This is a genomic window from Mycobacterium sp. JS623 (assembly GCF_000328565.1).
GTDB lineage: Bacteria > Actinomycetota > Actinomycetes > Mycobacteriales > Mycobacteriaceae > Mycobacterium.
Genome location: NC_019966.1, coordinates 4,378,560 through 4,395,998 on the forward strand (window position 1 = coordinate 4,378,560; position 17,439 = coordinate 4,395,998).

Below are 17,439 nucleotides of genomic sequence, written 5' to 3' on the forward strand. Positions count from 1 at the left end.
CGGCTAGCGATTGCGGGCGGTCGCCCGCCTGTTGGCCTTCTTGATCGCCGATACCAGTTCGCCCTTGCTCATCTTCGAGCGACCCGAGATATCAAGCTTGCGTGCGACTTCCACCAGATGCTTCTTCGACGCGTTGGCGTCCACACCCTCAGCTGACTTGCCGCTCGGATTGGGGCCGCCGCTGCGTGCACGGGAATCCGAAGGGCCCTTCTTCGACTTGGGTTCCCAGTGGTCGCCGACCTTCTCGAAGCTGTGCTTCAACGCGTCGTAGGCGACCCGGTGCGCCCGCTCACCTTCGCCGTACTCCTTCACGGCATTGTCGTGCACCTTGGCGAAAGTGCGCTGCGCCTTCGCGGGCGACTTCTGCAGGGTGCTCGGCAGTTCACTCTTGCGGGCCGCCCCGCTCTTCGTTGTCTTCGGCATTGTGGTGCTCCCTCAAGAACTGAAAAAATGGCACCGCCGAGGCGGCATCAACTGCGCGCGTGTCGCTTTCTTGACGCCCCGCGCACCCGGTGCGCAACCTCGTACGGCTGCATAGGTGGCGTTACCCGAAGGTGGTACCGCTAAACGCCTGACAGGCTCCTCGCGATGGACTGCGCCGCGTGCCGGTGCCCCAGCGTTTCGTAACCGACCACGCTCACCATCGGCGCCAACGTGACGACCAGCAAGCAGTTCGCCATCGAGATGCCGGCGGCGGCCAGCCACACCGCCAACCCGAGCACAGCCGCAGTCAGCGCGATCAGCAGCAGGTGGAACGCGTCAATGGTCCGAACCAACCACGCGTAAAGCACGTAGATCGAGATGATGTAGACGCCAACCGGCACGCCCACCGACAGCACTGTTTCGACAGACCCGAGCTTGGAAAGGTGCTCGATGTAATAGGCGGCCGCATGCAGACCGGCGCCGGTCGCCACGATGGCCCCGAACGGCAGGATGTGGAAGTAGCCGAAGACGAATGATCGCTCGGGGTGGGCGTGCAGCAGATCCGCCTGCGGAACTACGAAATACGTCCACCACATGCCGAAGGTGAGTCCAATACCCGCCACCGCGACGAAAACCGCGTCGTACGACCAACCCTGCGCGCCGACCGCCGCCGACACCGACGCCACCGTGCCGACCACGCCCTCTCCGAGCGCGATGATCGTCAGCAGGCTGTAGCGCTCGGTGATGTGATGCGCGTGCCACGGCGTGCCGCCCATCCGCGTTTCTGCCACGACGGGACCAAGCAACTCGATCCCGATGAGCACCACCACGAAAACGAACGTCACCGGCACCGAGGTGTGCAAGAACATCGTCGCGGCCCAGCCGACCTGCGCGACCGTGACCGCCGCAGCGTATGTCAGGCAGGCCGACCGGCGGCCGGGATCCTGCTTGGCAGCGCGTAACCACTGCCCCACCAACGAAATTCGCATCACCACGTAGCCGGCCACCATGACCCTGTTGTCGACGTGGCCGCCGTGTTCGATCGACGCGAACATCGCGGGCAGGCCAAGCGCCAGCACGACAACACCGACCATCTGCAGCATGGTCATCAGCCGGTAGACCCAGTCGTCGGTGTCGTAGGCCGAAGCGTGCCAGGCGAAGTTGATCCAGGCCCAGCAGATCGCGAAGACGGCGAACGAAAACCCCAGCAGCCCCGCGCCGACGTGGTTCTCGGCCAGCAGATGCGCGAACTCGTTCGCGGCGATGCCGAACGCCACGACGAATGTCAGGTCGAACAGCAGCTCCAGCGGCGTCGCAACCCGGTGTTCCTCATGTGGGTCGCGGCCCGTCATCGGGCGGATGCGATGCGCGCCGACAGATCGCTGCGGTTGGGCCTCGGTCATTGCCTCAGTCCTTTCACAGCTACATTTCACCCCATGGCAGGTGCGAAGAAGTTGGTGATGGCGCGAGCGGGCAAGGCGGAACGCGAACTGGGCGGCAAAAACAGGTAGTCAACTACGCATGCCTTCTGCAGAGCCCGGATCGACCATCACTATGTGTCGGAAGAATTCTCGCTGAAGCTGCTAGGTCAATTCGCCGTTTACCGAGGTGATCAGCCCGTCGACCTGCCTCCGGCATGCCAGCGCCTGGTCGCACTCGTCGCGCTGAAGCGGCGGCCCGTGCACCGGCTGTGGGTCTGCGCGATGCTGTGGCCGCATGCCCAGACGCGGCGTGCCATCGCTAGCCTGCGCTCCACCATGTGGCGGCTGCGGCCTGCGGGCGCCGATCCGCTTCTCGAGGTCGATCCGCAGTACCTCGCCCTGGCCTCCGGTGTGTCAGTGGACTGGTTCGACGCGGCTGACCAGATCGAGCAACTACTCGAGCACGACGGGCCCGTCGACCCGCAATTCGTCTCCGGCCTACTTCCGCTGCTTCGCGCGGGGGAACTTCTCGACGGCTGGTCCGAACCCTGGGCCACAGCCGAGCGCCAGCGCTACCGCGCGATGCGCAAGCAAGCACGCGACACGTTGGGCCGCGGCTCCGAAAAACAGGTATCCACCTACGCGTGCGGTTCCATGCGTTCACTTCATACGCTTCATAGCGTCAGGAAGACCAAGGACGACTCGAGAGAACCATGAACGCGCTACTGCTGATCTGCATCTCCGTGGGCACACCGCTTGCCGCACTGGGACTGTACGACCTGCAGACGCGGCTGGAGCACTGGGACTACCAGCGTCACGCTGAGGATTGACCGTCGACGCACGCCGTGCTGCGGCTACCGTGGTGGCGGTGGAAAACCTCTCCGATGATGTTGTCGCATTCCTGTCCGAAGGTACTCGCACTGGATTGCTCGGATATCTCGCCTCCGACGGCCGTCCTCTCGTCGCCCCCGTTTGGTTTGTCGTCGACAACGGCGAACTGGCCTTCAACACCGGCAAGGACACCGCGAAAGGCCGTGCGCTAGCGCGCGATCCGCGCGTGGTGATGTGCGTCGACGACTCGCGGCCGCCGTACTCGTTCGTCCAAGTCCAGGGCATCGCCGCGGTCGGCGAGGACCCGCAGGACGTTCTCGACATTGCAACGCGCACCGGCGGGCGCTACATGGGTGCCGAGCGGGCCGAGGAGTATGGAAGGCGCAACGCCGTTCCCGGTGAACTCGTGGTGCGCATCAAGCCGACCAAGGTGCTCAAGGCCTTCAACGTGGCAGAGTGATTGCGTGAGTACGCCGCAGGAACCCTACGCCGTTGGGGTGGTGCTGGCCGCCGGCCTTGGCACCCGAGTCGGTGCCGACGGCAACAAGGCATACCTGCCGCTGGCGGGCCGCAGCATGGTGGCCTGGTCGCTCTCCTCCGTCACGCAAGTCACCGAGATCGCCCGCACGGTGCTGGTTTACCGGTGCGGCGAACTCGGCCTCGCGCGCGACACCGTGGCGAAGGAACTGCCCGGCAGCGCAGTGGAACTGGTCGAGGGCGGGGACACCAGGCACGCGTCCGAATTCAACGTGCTGCGCTATCTCGCTGACGACATCGAGTCAGGCGTGGTGGGTGTGGTGCTCATTCACGACGCGGCGCGACCGCTGGCGCGCCACGACATGTTCGTCACAGCGCTGGCGCTTGCGCGCGAGTTCGGCGGGGCGATACCGGCATTGACCATTCCGGACGTGGTGCGGCAGGGGCCCGCCGGTGTGGAGTCGACCGGCGGCGGATTGGTGCGCGTGCAGACGCCGCAGGCATTTCGGGCACGTCCCCTGCTGCGCGCCTATCGGGCCGCCGCGGCAGAGGGATTCGAGGGCACCGACACGTCGTCGTGCATCGAGAAGTACACCGAGGAACAGGTGCGCACCTTCCCCGGCGAGGCGGCCAACCTGAAGGTGACCTACGCGCAGGACGTGGCCGTCGCGGCCCGTCTGCTCAATGCTGCCGACTCGCGATGATCGCCTCGACATAGCCGGTATCCCTTGGCAATTCGACCACGAACGCGGCGGCGTCACCGTCGACCATGGTGATCGGCGTGCCGCTGCGCAGCGCTTCGTCGAGCTCGTCGAAGTCCTCAGAGGTGCGTCCGGCCAGCAGCCGGGACAGTTCGTCGACGGCGAACCCGCGCGGATACTGCACGGCTTGAAGCGTCGAGCGGTCAAGAGTGTCGGTCACCGACCCGTTCTCGTCGACGGCCTTCACACTGTCAATCACAGCGAGCGTGGGCATCACGATGGGGCTACCCGCTAGCAGGGCGTCAATCACCCTGTCGCGCAGGCTATCTGGTGCCAGCGGCCGCCGGATGTCGTGAATCAGGACGTGGTGCGGCGAATCGCGAAAGTGCTGCAGTCCGGCGGCCAGGCATTGCGCCCGCGAGCCCGGCTCCTCGACGGTGACGACATCGACCGCCGATAAGCCTTGAGCCGCAAGGGCTTCTCGGACTAGGCCCGCCAGCGCCGCGGCGGCGACGACCACAGCAGCGCCGGGCATTCCGCGCGCGACGCGCACCAGTGACGCCTCCCCCGCCAACGGGCCCAACACCGCCCAGGGGTTTCCCGCGAGTGCCGTGGGCAGCGGCAGGATCGCTGCGAGCCCATCGCTCATCGGCGGAAGCGCTCGAGGTAGGCGTCCCAGTCCCAGGTGGCCAGGAACTTTTCCGTGGCCGCATACCCTTTCGCGTACAGCGCCTCGATCTCGTTGTCAGAAATATCGAAATCGAGGAAGCCGACGTCCGTCGAATCCACTCGGATGGTCCTCGCACTCACCCACGGCTCGTTGAGGTAGGCCTGATCGCGGCCGACGAGCGCCGCGGTGATGACGCCTTCCAGCAGATGCGGCGCGCCGAGCATCCGCAGAGGCGCCAGCGCGGGAATCACCTTGTCGTTGCCTTCGGGAAGGTTCGGCAGAACCGTGACACCGAAGCTGGGCCAGCGAGGTTTGCGTCCGTCGTGGCGGTCGAGTGAGTCGATCGGAAAGTTCGACAGGATTCCACCGTCCACCAACGTGGACGTCAAGCCGCTGGAGGCCGTTAGCGTGACGGGACGAAAGAAGAACGGGATCGCCATCGACGCGCGCACCGCATCAGCGACGGGCTGTTCGTCGGCATCCAGGCCGTAGACCCGGCGATAGTCCCACGGCAGCCGCACCAACTGCCCAGTCGTCACATCGGCGACCGTCACGACCAGCTTGTAGCGCCGCTCAGGCGGCAAGTCGTCGTCGTCAATGGCCAGGTCACCGAACGTGCGCACGTCGAGGTTCGCAAGCTGGCTGCGGATCCAGTCGTGCGCGTAGTCGCCCTTGTAGATACCCGTTCCCCGCAACACAGCCACCGAGGGGCCGAGAATCGGAAAGCGTTCGATGGCGCCCGGGTCGGTGAACTTGTGGTAATCCAGCTGCAGCGCAAGCTCTTTGACTTCGTCCCCGGTGAGCTGGTTGCCCATTGATGCGGCCGCGACGATCGCGCCGACGATCGAGCCGGCAGACGTTCCCGACACACGTTGGGCGCCGTACCCGGCGTCCATCAACGCAACGACGGACCCCACCAAACCGATGCCTTTGACACCGCCGCCGGACAACACCAGGTCCGCAGGCTTCGGCTTCGCCACGGCGCCGACGCTACACGGGATCGAATTGCGAAATGAGCCAGGTGCCGTTGATTTTCTTCAGTCCCACCTTGACCGCGCTCGCGGCAAAGGCGCCGTCGGGATTCTCCTTGCTGGTGGTGTTCTGGTTGATGAACACCAGCACCATGGCTGAGTCCGGATGCAGTTCGGACACCGCAGCCCGCACGACGGCCGCGCTGGTCTTGACTGCCTTCTGCTTGGCCGCAGGTGTGACGATCTGCTGGGTGAAATTCGTGTAGTACGAAAGGAAGTCACCGGTCAGATGCGACTTCGCATTCGCGAAGTCTTTGTCGAGGGTCTCGGGTGAGTACGACAGCATCGCGACCGTGCCGCGTTTCGCGGCGTCAAGCACAACCTTGGCCGCGGCATCGTCGGTTTTCTGGTCAGTGCGGTATTGGCCGAAATACAGCCAGGTCGCCGCGCCTGCCGACGCGAGCAGGGCGATCGTCAACACGATGGCACCGATTATCCCGGCCATCGCGAGTCCCGACCGACGCCGCTTGCCGTCGGTTTCGCTTGTCGCGTCGTCGGTTTCGGTGGATCCGTCAGTGGCCTTGTCGACGTCGGTGACCTGGTCTGCATCAGTCTCGTCGACGTCGGTCACGTCGGCGCTGTTCTTCGTGGTCACGGTACGAACTCCACCTTCTCCATCTTGATCTGACCGCCCTCACGCTTGAGGTTCACGGACAGCCGCCACGACCGGGGCTCCTGCTTGGCGCCCGCGGAGTTGGTGACGCGCGATGACGCCGACACCAGCACGACGGCCGTGTCGTCGGTCATCGACTCGACGCCCGTGGCGTTGACGGTGACCTCGGTGATCACCTTCGAGTCCTGCGCAACCTTGATGAAGTCGTCGGCCTGGCTCTTGAAGTCGTCCTTGAACTGGCCGGTGGCGTTGTCGATGATGCGCTGCACGTCCTCCTTCGCCTTGTTGAAATCCAACGACATCAGTGTCACGACGCTCTGCCGGGCCGCTGCGCTGTACTCCGCGCGGCGCTGATCGTCGGCGACCTGATGGCGATGGTGGTTGATCATCAACACGCTGACGAAGACCAGCACTGCCGTGCCGGCAACCGCGACGACAGCGGCGAGCACGGCGGCAACGATCTTGAGAATCCGGCCGCGCCCGCGACGCTGGCGGACCGGTTCTGCGGGCGACTCCTCGGCGCCATCGCTGACATCCGCGCTCGATTCGGTCAACTCGACCGCCTCGGGGGATCTGGGCTCAGAGTCCGCGACATCGGTCTCGGAGTCGACGTCTGCTTCCGCAGCCTCGGTCTGGGCGTCGACGGTCGCGGCTTCTGCGGCAGCCCTGCGCAACCGGATGGCGCGAGCCTTCGCACGGGCGGCGGCCGCGACGGCCTCCGCTTCTGCGGCTTCGGCCTCTGCCTCTTCGGCGAGAGCCAATGCTTCGGCAGCGTTGGCCGGCCGATCAGGCTCCTGCTTCGGCTCACCGACGCGGTCAGCGTCGAGCACCGACGCGCGGCGCCTGAAAGACGGCACAGCGACCTCCTAATTCTGCAAACTGCTACTCAATGAGAATGGCATTATTCATTTTTGAGTATTGCCGCGACGATACCGCATCCCCGGATGGGGTCAGACGATGCGTTTGCTGCGGAAATGCTATTTACGCGCTGTGCGAGCGCTCAGCGCAATTTGTCCTTCATCACCTTGCCCGTGGCGTTCAACGGTAGCTGGTCGAGGAACTCAACGAACCGAGGAACCTTAAATCCAGCCATTCTGTCGCGGCTCCAAGCCATCAGCTCATCGCCGCTGACGGCGGTCTTGCCGTCCTTGCGCACGATGAATGCCTTGCCCACCTGACCCATCCGCTCATCGGGAACCCCGATCACGGCGGCCTGGGCGACGGCGGGGTGCTCCAGCAAAAAGCCTTCGATCTCGGCGGGGTATGCATTGAAGCCGCCGACGATGAACATGTCCTTCTTGCGGCCGACGATTCGCAACCGCCCCGAGTCGGTGAAGCTCCCGAGGTCTCCGGTCTGCAGCCAGCCGTCGGCATCGATGGCTTCTGCCGTGGCGACAGGGTCGTCGAGGTAGCCCTGCATGACGCCGTAGCCACGCACGAGCACCTCCCCGTCGTCGGCAACCCGCACTTCGACGTCCTCGCACGGCAATCCAGCGGTCGTCGCAACGTCTTCGAACGAGTCGCCGGGTCGAGAGAGGGTGACATTGCCGGCCTCGGTGAGGCCATAGCCCGTCATCAACGTTTGGAACGGAAGTTCCTCGTGGATCCGGTGGACCAATTCCACCGGGATGTCGGCCGCACCTGTCACGCCCGCGCGCAGCGTCGCGAGCTTGTCCTTAGCCTCGACGGCGAGCAGCGAGTGATACAGCGTCGGCGGCCCGGGAAGCATCGTGATCCGTTCGGCCTCAACCAGTTCCACGACACGGTCGATGTCGAACGCCGCAACCGGAAGCATCGTCGCTCCGCGCAGGAAGGACGTGATCAGGCCTGCCTTCAACCCGAAGGTGTGGAAGTATGGGTTGATCATCAGATAGCGGTCGCCCTCGCGCAGATCCGCCAGCGTTGCCCATTCCTCGTACATCCGCAGCGTCTGACGGTGGTTCATCCTGGCGCCCTTGGGCCTGCCGGTCGTGCCCGAGGTGAAGATGATGTCGGAGATGTCCGTGCCCGCGACCTCGCGGTGAAACGGTGAACCGCCAGACAGGAATTCGGACTTGAGGCCGATGACGGGCACGCCTGCTGGGGCGGTGTAGTCCAGCCCGAGGAACCCCTTTTGGACAAGCACCGCCTTCGCGCCGCTGCGGCCGATGATGTCGGCGGCCTCGTCGGGTTTGAACCGCGTGTTGACCGGTACCAGCACGCCGCCGGCGGTGAGCAATCCGAATGCCGCGATGATCCACTCCGCGCAGTTGGGCGCCCAGATCGCGACCCGGTCACCCTTTTCGATGCCGATATCGGCGAATGCCCCTGCGGCACACCGGATCCGCGCGACTACTTCAGTGAACGTGAGACGCAGCGGACCGTCGACGACCGCTTCCGCGTCGCCGAAGCGATCCGCCGCGCTCAAGACCATCTCGGGGATGGTCTCCCAAAGCCCCGTCATCTAGCCCTGCTCCTCAGCGGACGTCCCGTCCTTGACCGTCGCAGGGCGGTCACGTCGTGACGAGACGCCCCAGGTTGCCGCCCATGATCTTCGCCTGGTCCTCGAGCGAAAGATGCTCGAGCGCGGTCACGTAGTGGGTCGGTTCCGCCAGGCCTTCGGGGTGCGGCCAGTCGGAGCCGTACAGCACCTGGTCGACGCCGATCAGGTTGATCAGATCGTCGATGCCTTCCTCGTAGAACGGGCTGACGTAGATGCGGTTTTTGATCTCCTCGATCGGGTTGCCGAGGAACGCCTCAGGCGCCTTCTTCCACACCTCGGCCATCGAATCGAGCAATGGGAACATCCACTTCGAACCTGCCTCGACGATGCCCACCTTCAGCTTCGGGTGCCGGAAAAGTGCGCCGTGAATCACCCACGAGGCCACCGCATCCTGGATCGGACGCCACTCGTTGAGGATCGACATCGCGTTGGTCTGGAAGGGCAGCATCTCCTGCGCGGCGCCGTCCCACTCGGAGGTGTAGCGCGAGTAGCCGCTGTCCGACGAGTGCATGCCGACGAACACGTCGTGGTGCACAACCCTCTCCCAGAACGGGTCGAACTCGGGCAGCGCGAACGACCGCGGGCCACGAAAACCGGGCACCGGCGCCGGGCGGATCAAGATCGCACGAGCACCGCGCTTGACGCACCACTCCAGCTCCTCGATCGCCTTCTCGACGATGGGCAGGGTGATGACCGGGGTGGTGAAGATGCGGTTCTGGTAGTTGAAGCCCCACACCTCGTCAAGCCACTGGTTGAGCGAGTGGATGAGGACGTGGATGGCGACCGGGTCGTCGGAGAGGCGCTCCTCGATCAGGCTCGCCAGCGTCGGGAACATCAGAGAGCGCTCGATACCGAGCTCATTCATCTTTTCGAGGCGCGGAGCGGGCTCGAAGAACGCCGGAATGGCCCTCATCGGCTCACCGAACAACTCGCGCTTGCTCTTGCCGTCGGGGTTACCGAACTTGAAGTACTCCTCCCACGCGCCAGGCTTGGCGACCACCGAGAAGGTGGGGTTCGGGATGTAGTTGCTGATCACACCGCGCAGCGCAATCTTGGTCCGGCCGTTTACCTCGACGTACTGGACGACGTCCTTGTACTCCTTGGGCAGGTACTTGGTCATCGCCTCTGGCGGCTCGTACAGGTGATTGTCCGCATCGAACAGCGGGAACGGTATGTCGACCCGATGCGACAGTTGACCCATGGAAGACTCCTTATCTTGTCACGAGAATCTTATTCTCAGTTTCGACATGTCGCAATATCCTGCCTCACCAGGAACTTCTGCACCTTGCCACTGGCGGTGCGGGGAAAATCGTCGACTTTGTGCAGTTCCTCTGGCCACTTCTGCGTCGCGACGCCTGCCCGTTTGAAGTGGTCGCGCACCTCATCCAGGGTGGGCATCGGCTGCCCGGCCTTGACGCGAAGCACCGCGGCCGTCCGTTCGCCCAGCCGGTCGTCGGGCGCGGCGACCACCACGGCCTCCACCACGCTGGGCATGGTGAGCAGCACCTCTTCGACCTCAAGGGCGCTGATGTTCTCGCCGCCGCGGATGATGACGTCCGCCTTGCGATCGGTGATTGTCAGATAGCCGTCGTCGTCGATCACACCGACATCGCCGGTGGAATACCAGCCGTCCTCGTCGAAGGCCTTCGCGGTCAGTTCCGGATCGGTGTAGCCGAGGCACAGGTCGGGGCCACGGCTGAAGATCTCACCGTCGGGTCCGAGCCGGATTTCCACGCCAGGTCGCGGATTGCCGTCGGTGTAGAGCCGTTTGTCTTCAGGCGCGGTGGGCGCCGAACCCGTGATGGATGGGTGCTCGCTGCTGCCATAGGAGCGGAAGACGAACATGCCGAGGTCGGCCAGCCGCCGGGTGACCGCTGCGGGGACCGTCGATCCGCCGAGGCCGACGGTCGTGAAATGCTTCAGGTGTTCCGGGGTGCAATCGGGATGGTCCAGCACACTGGTCACAAAATACGGCGGTCCGCCACCGATCGAAAGCCCTTCGCGCTCAATGAGCTTGAGCACCTGAGCCGGATCCCACACATCGCAGAGATCGATCGGTGCGCCTTCAAGTACCGGGATCAAAAACGCGCCGAGCATACCGATGAAATGTCCGATCGGGGTGCCCGTGAGCTGGCGGCCGCGGTCGTCCGGGTAGTTCTCCAACAGTTGGCGCGTCTCGCAGCCCAGCGTTTGATGGCTGTGCACAACGCCTTTCGGGTTGCTCGTCGTGCCAGAGGTGAAGGCGATCAATGCCGGGCCCGCGGGGTCGGTGGCCAGGGTGCCTTGCATCGGTTCATCCGCGAGCAGCTCGCCGTAGTCATGCGCCTCGCGCGAGCGCTCGCCGGTGTTGCCGCCGACGAGCCCCACGATCGGGATGTCCTCACAAAGATCGGGCTGAAACTTCATGCGCCCGAACTCTTCTGCCGAGATGAAGACGCGGGGCTTGGCCGTGCCGAGGATGTGGGTGAGTTCCTTGCGTCCGTAGAAGTGCACGATCGGGACTGTCACCGCGCCAAGGAACGTCGACGCCCAGAAGGTCGCCGCGGCCTCTTTCCAATTGGGGAGTTGAAGCGCGATCACGTCCCCTGGCCCGACCCCGCGAGTGTGCAGGCCAGCCGCGAGCCTGCGTGCCTCTAGTTCGACGTCACGGAATGTGCCCGCGTAGGGCCGGACGGCCGAATGCACGACGAAGCCGGTTTCGGGGTTGGCGCGGAGGCCGCCGGCGACCAGATCGCCGAGCGTCTCGTCCGTCCACCACCCTTCTTCCTGGTAACGCTTTGTCAGCTCAACAGGGATTTTTCGCATGGCGTTCAGCGGCACCTCCACTCCGCTGCGATGCTATTCTCCTGTAGAGAGAATGCCAATACCGCAGACGGAGAATGCTTGATGGTCGACCTCGAATTCGACGACGGCCTGGCGGTCGTCACCATCGACCGGCCGCATGCCCGCAACGCAATCTCTCTGGAGACGATGGACCAGTTGGAGAAGGCGCTCGACGGTGCCGATGGCGCGCGGGCGTTGGTGCTGACGGGTGCGGGCGACCGCGCATTTGTCTCCGGCGGCGATCTCAAGGAACTCAGCGCGCTGCGCACCGAGTATGAGGCGTTGTCGATGGCGTTCCGAATGCGCACGATCTGCGATCGGATTGCCGCGTTCCCCGCGCCCACCATCGCGGCGCTGAACGGTCATGCACTGGGGGGCGGGGCCGAGTTCGCGGTGGCGGCCGACATCCGGATCGCCGCCGACGACATCAAGATCGGCTTCAATCAGGTGACGCTGGAGATCATGCCTGCGTGGGGCGGCGCCGAACGACTGGTCGCATTGGTCGGCTACAGCAAGGCGCTGCTGCTGGCAGGCGCTGGCACGGTGCTCGACGCCCCCGATGCAGAGCGAATCGGCTTGGTGGACAAGGTTTTTCCGCGGACATCGTTCGACGAAGGCTGGCGGGGTATCGCGAAGGCGCTGGCGGGCCGACCCGCCGGCGAGATCAAGCGCGTGATGAAGGGCGTCTCAACGACGGAGGCGGTCACCGCCTTCGCGCGGCTGTGGGTGGCCGACGAGCACTGGGCCGCCGCGGACAAAGTGATGAAGCGCGGCAAGTAGGTGGTTTGGGTGCGTGTTTCGGAGCGGTGAGCCCTCCGGATCGCACGCAAGTCGCTAGCCACCCATTTCGCGGATCGGGTCGGTGCCGTCCCAGTTCGCCGCGGTATCGCGGATGAACTTCGCGGTGGCCGCCTGCCCCTCGGTGAGTTCGGAGATCTCCACGACCGTGGCCGGGCTATTCGGCGGTTCGACATACGCGAAGCGCACGCCAAAACCCTCACCACCAGACCACACCACCGGCCAGCCTGCCCCCTCGACGGCCTTCATCGTCTCATCGAAATCCTCTGCCCAATAAGCCAACTGGTGATAGCCCGGGCCTTTGGCTGCAAGGAACTCGGTAAAGATACTTGGCGTGTCGTCGTGCAACCGCCCGCATGTCAGGTGTTCCTCCGTGATGCGAAATCCATTGAGGCGGCGCTCATCATCTCCACCAGCGAGCGTCGATCGATGGTCCAGATCGCAGCCGAGGCCGCGCGGTTGTTCTCCCCGACGACGTGGACGGGGCCATTACCGATGTTCTCGATGATTTCGCGCGCCACGTCTTCGGACAGCATGTGCGCGGCGGGGTCGTATTCAATGCCCATGCGCTGAAAGGCAGGGGTATAGGTCATGCCGAGCGGCGTGCAGCAGACGTCAACGCCGCGCGGCCGCAGCTCAGCCCACAGTCCTTCGGCGAAGTTGTGCTGGAACGCCTTGACCGCGGAGTACATCGCGAGGGTCGCCGAACCCGCCAGGCAGGCCAGGGACGCGACCAGCACGATGCCGCCGCGGCCACGCTCTCTCATGGCGCCACCGAAGTGGTGCACCAAGGTGGTTGGGCCCACGCAGTCCAGCTTGATCTGCTCGAGCGAGTAGTCGAGTTCGTTCTCCAAGAAGGTCGTGGTGCGGTCCGAGGCGCCCGCGTTGTAAATCAACAGACCAACGTCGAGGCCTTCGGTCGCATCGGCCACTTTGGCGCGCACATCGGCGTCAGTCAGGTCCTGAACAACTACGCGCGTCTGTACGCCGTGCGCGTCGCGAGCCCGGCCGGCCACTTTGTCAAGCAGCGCGCCGTTTCGCGCAATCAGCACGAGATCCAGTCCGCGCGCGCCCAATTGGTCGGCCAGGCTGGCACCGATACCTTCGGATGCGCCGGCGATCACCGCCCACTGGCCGTATTTCTGCGTGAAGTCGGTCATGATGGGGAACGCGACGCCGCGCCTGCGTGCACCCGCGCGATGTTCGTGGTGCGACGGGCAATGCGCCAGCCCTCGGACGTCCGGGTGAGTTCGTCGTCGTAATGACCGAGGGCCTCAACCCAACTGGCCGCATCATCCGGGATCGCCTGCAATACGGCATGCACGTATGACCGAGCCGTCGCGCGGTCAGCATCGACCGCAATCGCGAAGTTGGTCAGTCGGTGATAGGTCGGGCCCATCGCGTTGTGCAGTTGCTCCATCAACCCGGTGATCGCGTCGGCGCCCGAGTATCGCCCGACCTCGCCGTAATCGACGTCGACGTCCTCGGTCCAGCAGGTGCGCAACAGCGCCCAGTCTTTGAAATCGATCCCGGTGGCGTAGCGGACCAGCACCTCGGCGATCTGCTCTTTGTCGGCGTCCACACGGCGAGGCTATTTCATAAGTTAGACTCGGGTCAACTATGCCCGAACACGGAAAATGATTGCAAATGGCTGAGATAACGAAGGCGCCGGTTGCTGACCAGGGTCAGCGTCGTGCTTCCTTTCAGCAGGCCCGCTCGCACGAGACCAAACGGTCGCTGGTGCAAGCCGCAATGGCGCTGTGGCGGGCCAACGGGTATTCGCGCACGACGGTGGCCGATATCTGCCGGGCTGCGGGTGTTTCGAAGGCGTTGTTCTACTTCTATTTCCCTCGCAAAGAGGACGTGCTGTTCGAAGTCGGGGTCCTCTCGACGGACGTCGCACACGGGGTGGCCACCGAGCTGCTTGGCAAGCCGTATGAGGTGCCCGCCGTCATCACGGCCGTACTGGCGACCATCGAGGACAGCATGCGACGCAGCACCCCGGAGCTCGTCATCGAGGCGATCCTCGAGGGCTACCGCCAGGCCCTGTCCGGCCATGACCACCTGGAGCGGACGTCGCTGATCTTTGCGGAGGTGTTCGAGCGGGCAAAGCAGGACGGCAAGCTGCCGAAGCATTTCGACGTCGCCCACGTCGCGAACGTCGCGCAGTCGATGGTGAGCGAAGGCGCCCGGCACTGGGCGGCGGGCACATACGGAAAGCGCCCGTTCGCCGAGGTCGTTGGCCGCGACATCGCGGCTCTGGTCGAGGGCTACCGTCAGCCGTAGCGCCGACATGTTCTCTCTAGACGAGAATGGCATTTCCGGTTATCGTCAACGACGTGTCACCATTGCAGATTGCGCTCGCGCCGGAGATCTCGACCTGGCCCGACGAGAACCCTCAGCTCATCGGTAGCACCTGCGGCAAATGCGGGGCAACCGTCTTTCCCGTTCAACAGTGGTGCCCCAAGTGCAGCGCCGGTGAGATGTCCGACGTGTTGCTACCGCGGCGCGGCACCCTCGTCGCCTGGACCACCCAGGGTTTCCCGCCCGGGGCGCCCTACAAGGGTCCGACCGGTAAGGACTTCGTCCCGTTCGGCGTCGGGTTGGTGCAACTCGGCCTGCAAGAGGAGGCCGTCATCCGGGTCGAGGGCCGGCTCACCGAAAACGACCCAGCCAAGCTTGCATTCGGTCAGGAAGTCGAACTGACCATGATCCCGTTCACCACCGACGAAGATGGCAACGAGGTCGTCACGTTCGCCTTCCAGCCGGTCTAGAGAGGAATACCGACGATGACCAACGACGTCGCCATCATCGGCGTGGGCCTACACCCGTTCGGACGCTTCGACAAGACCGCCATGGAGATGGGCGCCGACGCGATCCAGGCCGCGCTCTCCGACGCAGGTGTGCAGTGGAAGGACATCCAGTTCGGCTTCGGCGGCAGCCATGAGGTCTCCAACCCCGACGCGGTCACGCGCCTCGTCGGCCTGACCGGCATCACTTTCACTAATGTGTTCAACGCCTGCGCCACGGCCGCGTCCGCGATCCAGCAGACGGCGGACACCATCCGGCTCGGCAAGTACGACATCGGCATCGCGATCGGATTGGACAAGCACCCGCGCGGCGCGTTCACCGACGACCCGGCGAAGCTCGCGCTGCCGCAGTGGTACGCGGAAAACGGCCAGTTCGTCACCACCAAGTTCTTCGGGATGAAGGCCAACCACTACATCCACAAGCACGGCATCTCGCAGGCGACGCTGGCGAAGGTGGCCGCCAAGAACTTCCGCAATGGTGAGAAGAACCCTAATGCGTTCCGCCGCAAGCCGATTTCCGAGGAAGAGATCCTCAACTCGACCGTGCTGAACTACCCGCTGACGCAGTACATGTTCTGCGCGCCCGACGAGGGCGCGGCGGCGGTGATCATGTGCCGCGGCGACATCGCACACAAGTTCACCGATAAGCCGGTCTATGTGCGGGCCACCGAGATCCGCACGCGCACGTTCGGCGCCTACGAGGTGCACGCGACGTCCGCGCCGCTCGATGAAGATCCCTCGCCGACAGTGTTCGCGGCCAAGGCCGCTTACGAGGCCGCGGGCATCGGGCCCGAGGACGTCGACGTCGCCCAGCTGCAGGACACCGACGCCGGCGCCGAGGTCATCCATATGGCCGAGACCGGCCTGTGCGCGGACGGTGAGCAGGAGAAGCTCCTCGCCGACGGCGCCACCGAGATCCACGGGTCGATGCCGATCAACACCGACGGTGGGCTGATCGCCAACGGCGAGCCGATCGGCGCTTCGGGCCTGCGCCAGGTGCATGAACTCGTGCGCCAACTGCGCGGCGAGGCAGGCGATCGGCAGGTGCCCGGCGAGCCGCAGGTCGGACTCGCGCAGGTCTATGGCGCCCCCGGCACCGCGTCGGCAACGATACTGAGCCTGTAATCCCTCATTCGGAACCCCGGTGCGGAAACAACGTTCTAAGATCTCGGAAATGATGTTTTCGCCTGCGCCCAGATGGACCAGGCCGTTGCTCGGCGTCATGTCGGCGACGGCGCTGGCAGCTGCCTATCTGCTCTCGGCAGCTTCGACCGCGGCCGCAGACGACGACGCGCCACCGCCACCCCCACTGCACAACGTTCACTACACGATCTGGGCGGAGCAGCCCTTCACCGTCAACATCTATTACCGCGACACGGACCCGCCGAACTGGGCCGACTACAGCCACAACCCCTATCAGTTCAGCCCGAAGGTCGAGGCCGACGTCGGCCCGAGTCAGCAGTGGAACCTCGACGTCGGACTGGTGAACCCCGACGAGTGGGCGATGGTGGTTGCGGGCACGGGCGGAGAGTCGGCGAAGAGCCCCAACATCCACTGCGCATTAGCAGTCGACGGCGTGATCGTGAAGACCAATCAAGGGCCGAAGGGCGCGCTCTGCTCGCTGCGCAACTGGTGATCGTCGGCCGGCAGAGGTTCCCCCTCGAGCTTGCGTAGCCAGTCCTCGCAGAACTTGAACGTCTCGGCGTGCCCGGTGGACATGCCGAGGGCACGTTCCATCACGATGCCCTGGGACACGCTCGTCGCGAACACCGTCCAGACGACCGGTGGAACATCTGACGTAGCGACGCCGTAGCGCTCCAGCGCGGCGGCGATGGCCTTGTTCTGCTCGTCGCGGAAACGCTCGGCGTAATAGACGATTTCGGCCCGCAATGCCTTGCGATGGTTGGCCAGGCCCATGAACTCCATGGTGAGTCGCGTGGCCTCCGGCATCGTGCTGAACCTCCACAGTGCCCATAGCGGCTGGGGCGCTTGCAGCGCGGTCTTGAGCACACTGAGCCCCTCGTCAGCCCTGCGGCGGAAAACCTCGAGGAAGAGGTCCTCCATGGTGCGGAAGTAGTAGTGCACGAGCTGAGGCTTGAGGCCGGCCCGCTCAGCGAGCCGACGCGACGTGACCGCGGCGTAGCCCTCCTCGAGAAGGAGTTGTTCGGCAGCGTCGAGCAACACGCCGCGATTCTTCGCGTCCGGCGCTCCGATTCTTCGCGCCGCTGCCATGCGATTCCTCCCATATCTGCTGCCTAAGAGGTCAACACGCCGATGCTAGACGCCACACCGCCGTGGCACCTTGACCGTGACTCTACCTGCATGCTAAGCAGGTGCTCAGCACATTCGGGTTTCGGAA

21 protein-coding genes are annotated in these 17,439 nt (G+C 64.7%); 8 read left to right on the plus strand and 13 right to left on the minus strand.

Going from position 1 to position 17,439, the window contains the following annotated elements; all coding sequences use genetic code 11:
- Nucleotides 1–3: 3 nt before the first annotated feature.
- Nucleotides 4–423 (minus strand): ChaB family protein, encoded by a 420-nt coding sequence (locus MYCSM_RS21325; protein WP_015308243.1) that lies wholly within the window; start codon nt 421–423, stop codon nt 4–6.
- 140 nt (nt 424–563) lie between these two features.
- Nucleotides 564–1,826 (minus strand): low temperature requirement protein A, encoded by a 1,263-nt coding sequence (locus MYCSM_RS21330; protein ID WP_015308244.1) that lies wholly within the window; start codon nt 1,824–1,826, stop codon nt 564–566.
- A 153-nt stretch (nt 1,827–1,979) separates the two neighbouring features.
- On the opposite strand from MYCSM_RS21330, the gene MYCSM_RS21335 reads away from it, so the two are divergent.
- The 3 genes from MYCSM_RS21335 (at nt 1,980) to MYCSM_RS21345 (ending at nt 3,856) form a co-directional block, all read left to right on the plus strand.
- On the plus strand, nt 1,980–2,561 hold the full coding sequence (locus MYCSM_RS21335) for an AfsR/SARP family transcriptional regulator (protein WP_015308245.1): 582 nt from the start codon (nt 1,980–1,982) through the stop codon (nt 2,559–2,561).
- 151 nt (nt 2,562–2,712) lie between these two features.
- Entirely contained in the window at nt 2,713–3,135 is a 423-nt protein-coding gene (locus MYCSM_RS21340; protein ID WP_041314638.1) for a PPOX class F420-dependent oxidoreductase, read from the plus strand.
- Between the two features lie 4 nt (nt 3,136–3,139).
- The gene (locus MYCSM_RS21345) at nt 3,140–3,856 is read left to right on the plus strand and encodes an IspD/TarI family cytidylyltransferase (protein ID WP_015308248.1); all 717 of its coding nucleotides are present in this window, start codon (nt 3,140–3,142) and stop codon (nt 3,854–3,856) included.
- Here MYCSM_RS21345 and MYCSM_RS21350 read toward each other — a convergent pair.
- From MYCSM_RS21350 to MYCSM_RS21380, 7 genes are all read right to left on the minus strand, one after another.
- The gene (locus MYCSM_RS21350; protein WP_015308249.1) at nt 3,834–4,502 is read right to left on the minus strand and encodes an IspD/TarI family cytidylyltransferase; all 669 of its coding nucleotides are present in this window, start codon (nt 4,500–4,502) and stop codon (nt 3,834–3,836) included. The two genes, MYCSM_RS21345 and MYCSM_RS21350, sit on opposite strands and share 23 nt — an antisense overlap.
- Nucleotides 4,499–5,503, minus strand: coding sequence for a patatin-like phospholipase family protein (locus MYCSM_RS21355; protein WP_015308250.1), 1,005 nt, complete (start codon nt 5,501–5,503; stop codon nt 4,499–4,501). The genes MYCSM_RS21350 and MYCSM_RS21355 overlap by 4 nt, the downstream gene beginning before the upstream one ends.
- Before the next feature lie 10 nt (nt 5,504–5,513).
- Nucleotides 5,514–6,149 (minus strand): hypothetical protein, encoded by a 636-nt coding sequence (locus MYCSM_RS21360; RefSeq protein WP_015308251.1) that lies wholly within the window; start codon nt 6,147–6,149, stop codon nt 5,514–5,516.
- Nucleotides 6,146–7,024, minus strand: a complete 879-nt coding sequence (locus tag MYCSM_RS21365; protein WP_015308252.1) for a hypothetical protein — start codon at nt 7,022–7,024, stop codon at nt 6,146–6,148. The genes MYCSM_RS21360 and MYCSM_RS21365 overlap by 4 nt, the downstream gene beginning before the upstream one ends.
- Before the next feature lie 143 nt (nt 7,025–7,167).
- Entirely contained in the window at nt 7,168–8,610 is a 1,443-nt protein-coding gene (locus MYCSM_RS21370; protein ID WP_015308253.1) for a FadD3 family acyl-CoA ligase, read from the minus strand.
- 49 nt (nt 8,611–8,659) lie between these two features.
- Entirely contained in the window at nt 8,660–9,850 is a 1,191-nt protein-coding gene (locus MYCSM_RS21375; protein WP_015308254.1) for an amidohydrolase family protein, read from the minus strand.
- Between the two features lie 35 nt (nt 9,851–9,885).
- The gene (locus tag MYCSM_RS21380; RefSeq protein WP_015308255.1) at nt 9,886–11,454 is read right to left on the minus strand and encodes an AMP-binding protein; all 1,569 of its coding nucleotides are present in this window, start codon (nt 11,452–11,454) and stop codon (nt 9,886–9,888) included.
- A gap of 81 nt (nt 11,455–11,535) precedes the next feature.
- On the opposite strand from MYCSM_RS21380, the gene MYCSM_RS21385 reads away from it, so the two are divergent.
- The gene (locus MYCSM_RS21385) at nt 11,536–12,252 is read left to right on the plus strand and encodes an enoyl-CoA hydratase/isomerase family protein (protein WP_015308256.1); all 717 of its coding nucleotides are present in this window, start codon (nt 11,536–11,538) and stop codon (nt 12,250–12,252) included.
- A 54-nt stretch (nt 12,253–12,306) separates the two neighbouring features.
- On the opposite strand, the gene MYCSM_RS21390 is transcribed toward MYCSM_RS21385, so the two are convergent.
- Genes MYCSM_RS21390 through MYCSM_RS21400 form a run of 3 tightly spaced genes read right to left on the minus strand, consistent with a single transcriptional unit; the run spans nt 12,307 to nt 13,852 of the window.
- The gene (locus MYCSM_RS21390; protein WP_442928505.1) at nt 12,307–12,618 is read right to left on the minus strand and encodes a VOC family protein; all 312 of its coding nucleotides are present in this window, start codon (nt 12,616–12,618) and stop codon (nt 12,307–12,309) included.
- A gap of 11 nt (nt 12,619–12,629) precedes the next feature.
- Nucleotides 12,630–13,430: an SDR family NAD(P)-dependent oxidoreductase gene (locus MYCSM_RS21395; RefSeq protein WP_015308257.1), complete on the minus strand. Its 801-nt coding sequence runs from the start codon at nt 13,428–13,430 to the stop codon at nt 12,630–12,632.
- Nucleotides 13,427–13,852 carry a nuclear transport factor 2 family protein gene (locus MYCSM_RS21400; RefSeq protein ID WP_015308258.1) on the minus strand — a complete coding sequence of 142 codons (426 nt, stop codon included), beginning with the start codon at nt 13,850–13,852 and terminating at the stop codon, nt 13,427–13,429. Before MYCSM_RS21400 ends, MYCSM_RS21395 begins: the two co-directional genes overlap by 4 nt.
- Before the next feature lie 65 nt (nt 13,853–13,917).
- Here MYCSM_RS21400 and MYCSM_RS21405 point away from each other — a divergent pair, with 65 nt between their 5' ends.
- The 4 genes from MYCSM_RS21405 to MYCSM_RS21420 are packed head-to-tail and all read left to right on the plus strand — an operon-like array spanning nt 13,918 to nt 16,716.
- The gene (locus MYCSM_RS21405; RefSeq protein WP_015308259.1) at nt 13,918–14,556 is read left to right on the plus strand and encodes a TetR/AcrR family transcriptional regulator; all 639 of its coding nucleotides are present in this window, start codon (nt 13,918–13,920) and stop codon (nt 14,554–14,556) included.
- A gap of 26 nt (nt 14,557–14,582) precedes the next feature.
- Entirely contained in the window at nt 14,583–15,044 is a 462-nt protein-coding gene (locus MYCSM_RS21410; RefSeq protein ID WP_015308260.1) for a Zn-ribbon domain-containing OB-fold protein, read from the plus strand.
- 15 nt (nt 15,045–15,059) lie between these two features.
- The gene (locus tag MYCSM_RS21415; protein WP_015308261.1) at nt 15,060–16,205 is read left to right on the plus strand and encodes a thiolase family protein; all 1,146 of its coding nucleotides are present in this window, start codon (nt 15,060–15,062) and stop codon (nt 16,203–16,205) included.
- 49 nt (nt 16,206–16,254) lie between these two features.
- Nucleotides 16,255–16,716 (plus strand): hypothetical protein, encoded by a 462-nt coding sequence (locus MYCSM_RS21420; RefSeq protein WP_015308262.1) that lies wholly within the window; start codon nt 16,255–16,257, stop codon nt 16,714–16,716.
- Here MYCSM_RS21420 and MYCSM_RS21425 read toward each other — a convergent pair.
- Nucleotides 16,674–17,312 (minus strand): TetR/AcrR family transcriptional regulator, encoded by a 639-nt coding sequence (locus MYCSM_RS21425; protein ID WP_015308263.1) that lies wholly within the window; start codon nt 17,310–17,312, stop codon nt 16,674–16,676. The two genes, MYCSM_RS21420 and MYCSM_RS21425, sit on opposite strands and share 43 nt — an antisense overlap.
- Between the last annotated feature and the right edge of the window lie 127 nt (nt 17,313–17,439).

What these genes read in the sequence shown, in the direction of transcription:
- MYCSM_RS21325 (WP_015308243.1), bottom strand. Translation starts at nt 423, where the DNA reads ATGCCGAAGACAACGAAGAGCGGGGCGGCCCGCAAGAGTGAACTGCCG.
- MYCSM_RS21330 (WP_015308244.1), bottom strand. Translation starts at nt 1,826, where the DNA reads ATGACCGAGGCCCAACCGCAGCGATCTGTCGGCGCGCATCGCATCCGC.
- MYCSM_RS21350 (WP_015308249.1), bottom strand. Translation starts at nt 4,502, where the DNA reads ATGAGCGATGGGCTCGCAGCGATCCTGCCGCTGCCCACGGCACTCGCG.
- MYCSM_RS21370 (WP_015308253.1), bottom strand. Translation starts at nt 8,610, where the DNA reads ATGACGGGGCTTTGGGAGACCATCCCCGAGATGGTCTTGAGCGCGGCG.
- MYCSM_RS21375 (WP_015308254.1), bottom strand. Translation starts at nt 9,850, where the DNA reads ATGGGTCAACTGTCGCATCGGGTCGACATACCGTTCCCGCTGTTCGAT.
- MYCSM_RS21380 (WP_015308255.1), bottom strand. Translation starts at nt 11,454, where the DNA reads ATGCGAAAAATCCCTGTTGAGCTGACAAAGCGTTACCAGGAAGAAGGG.
- MYCSM_RS21385 (WP_015308256.1), top strand. Translation starts at nt 11,536, where the DNA reads ATGGTCGACCTCGAATTCGACGACGGCCTGGCGGTCGTCACCATCGAC.
- MYCSM_RS21395 (WP_015308257.1), bottom strand. Translation starts at nt 13,430, where the DNA reads ATGACCGACTTCACGCAGAAATACGGCCAGTGGGCGGTGATCGCCGGC.
- MYCSM_RS21405 (WP_015308259.1), top strand. Translation starts at nt 13,918, where the DNA reads ATGGCTGAGATAACGAAGGCGCCGGTTGCTGACCAGGGTCAGCGTCGT.
- MYCSM_RS21410 (WP_015308260.1), top strand. Translation starts at nt 14,583, where the DNA reads ATGGCATTTCCGGTTATCGTCAACGACGTGTCACCATTGCAGATTGCG.
- MYCSM_RS21415 (WP_015308261.1), top strand. Translation starts at nt 15,060, where the DNA reads ATGACCAACGACGTCGCCATCATCGGCGTGGGCCTACACCCGTTCGGA.
- MYCSM_RS21420 (WP_015308262.1), top strand. Translation starts at nt 16,255, where the DNA reads ATGATGTTTTCGCCTGCGCCCAGATGGACCAGGCCGTTGCTCGGCGTC.
- MYCSM_RS21425 (WP_015308263.1), bottom strand. Translation starts at nt 17,312, where the DNA reads ATGGCAGCGGCGCGAAGAATCGGAGCGCCGGACGCGAAGAATCGCGGC.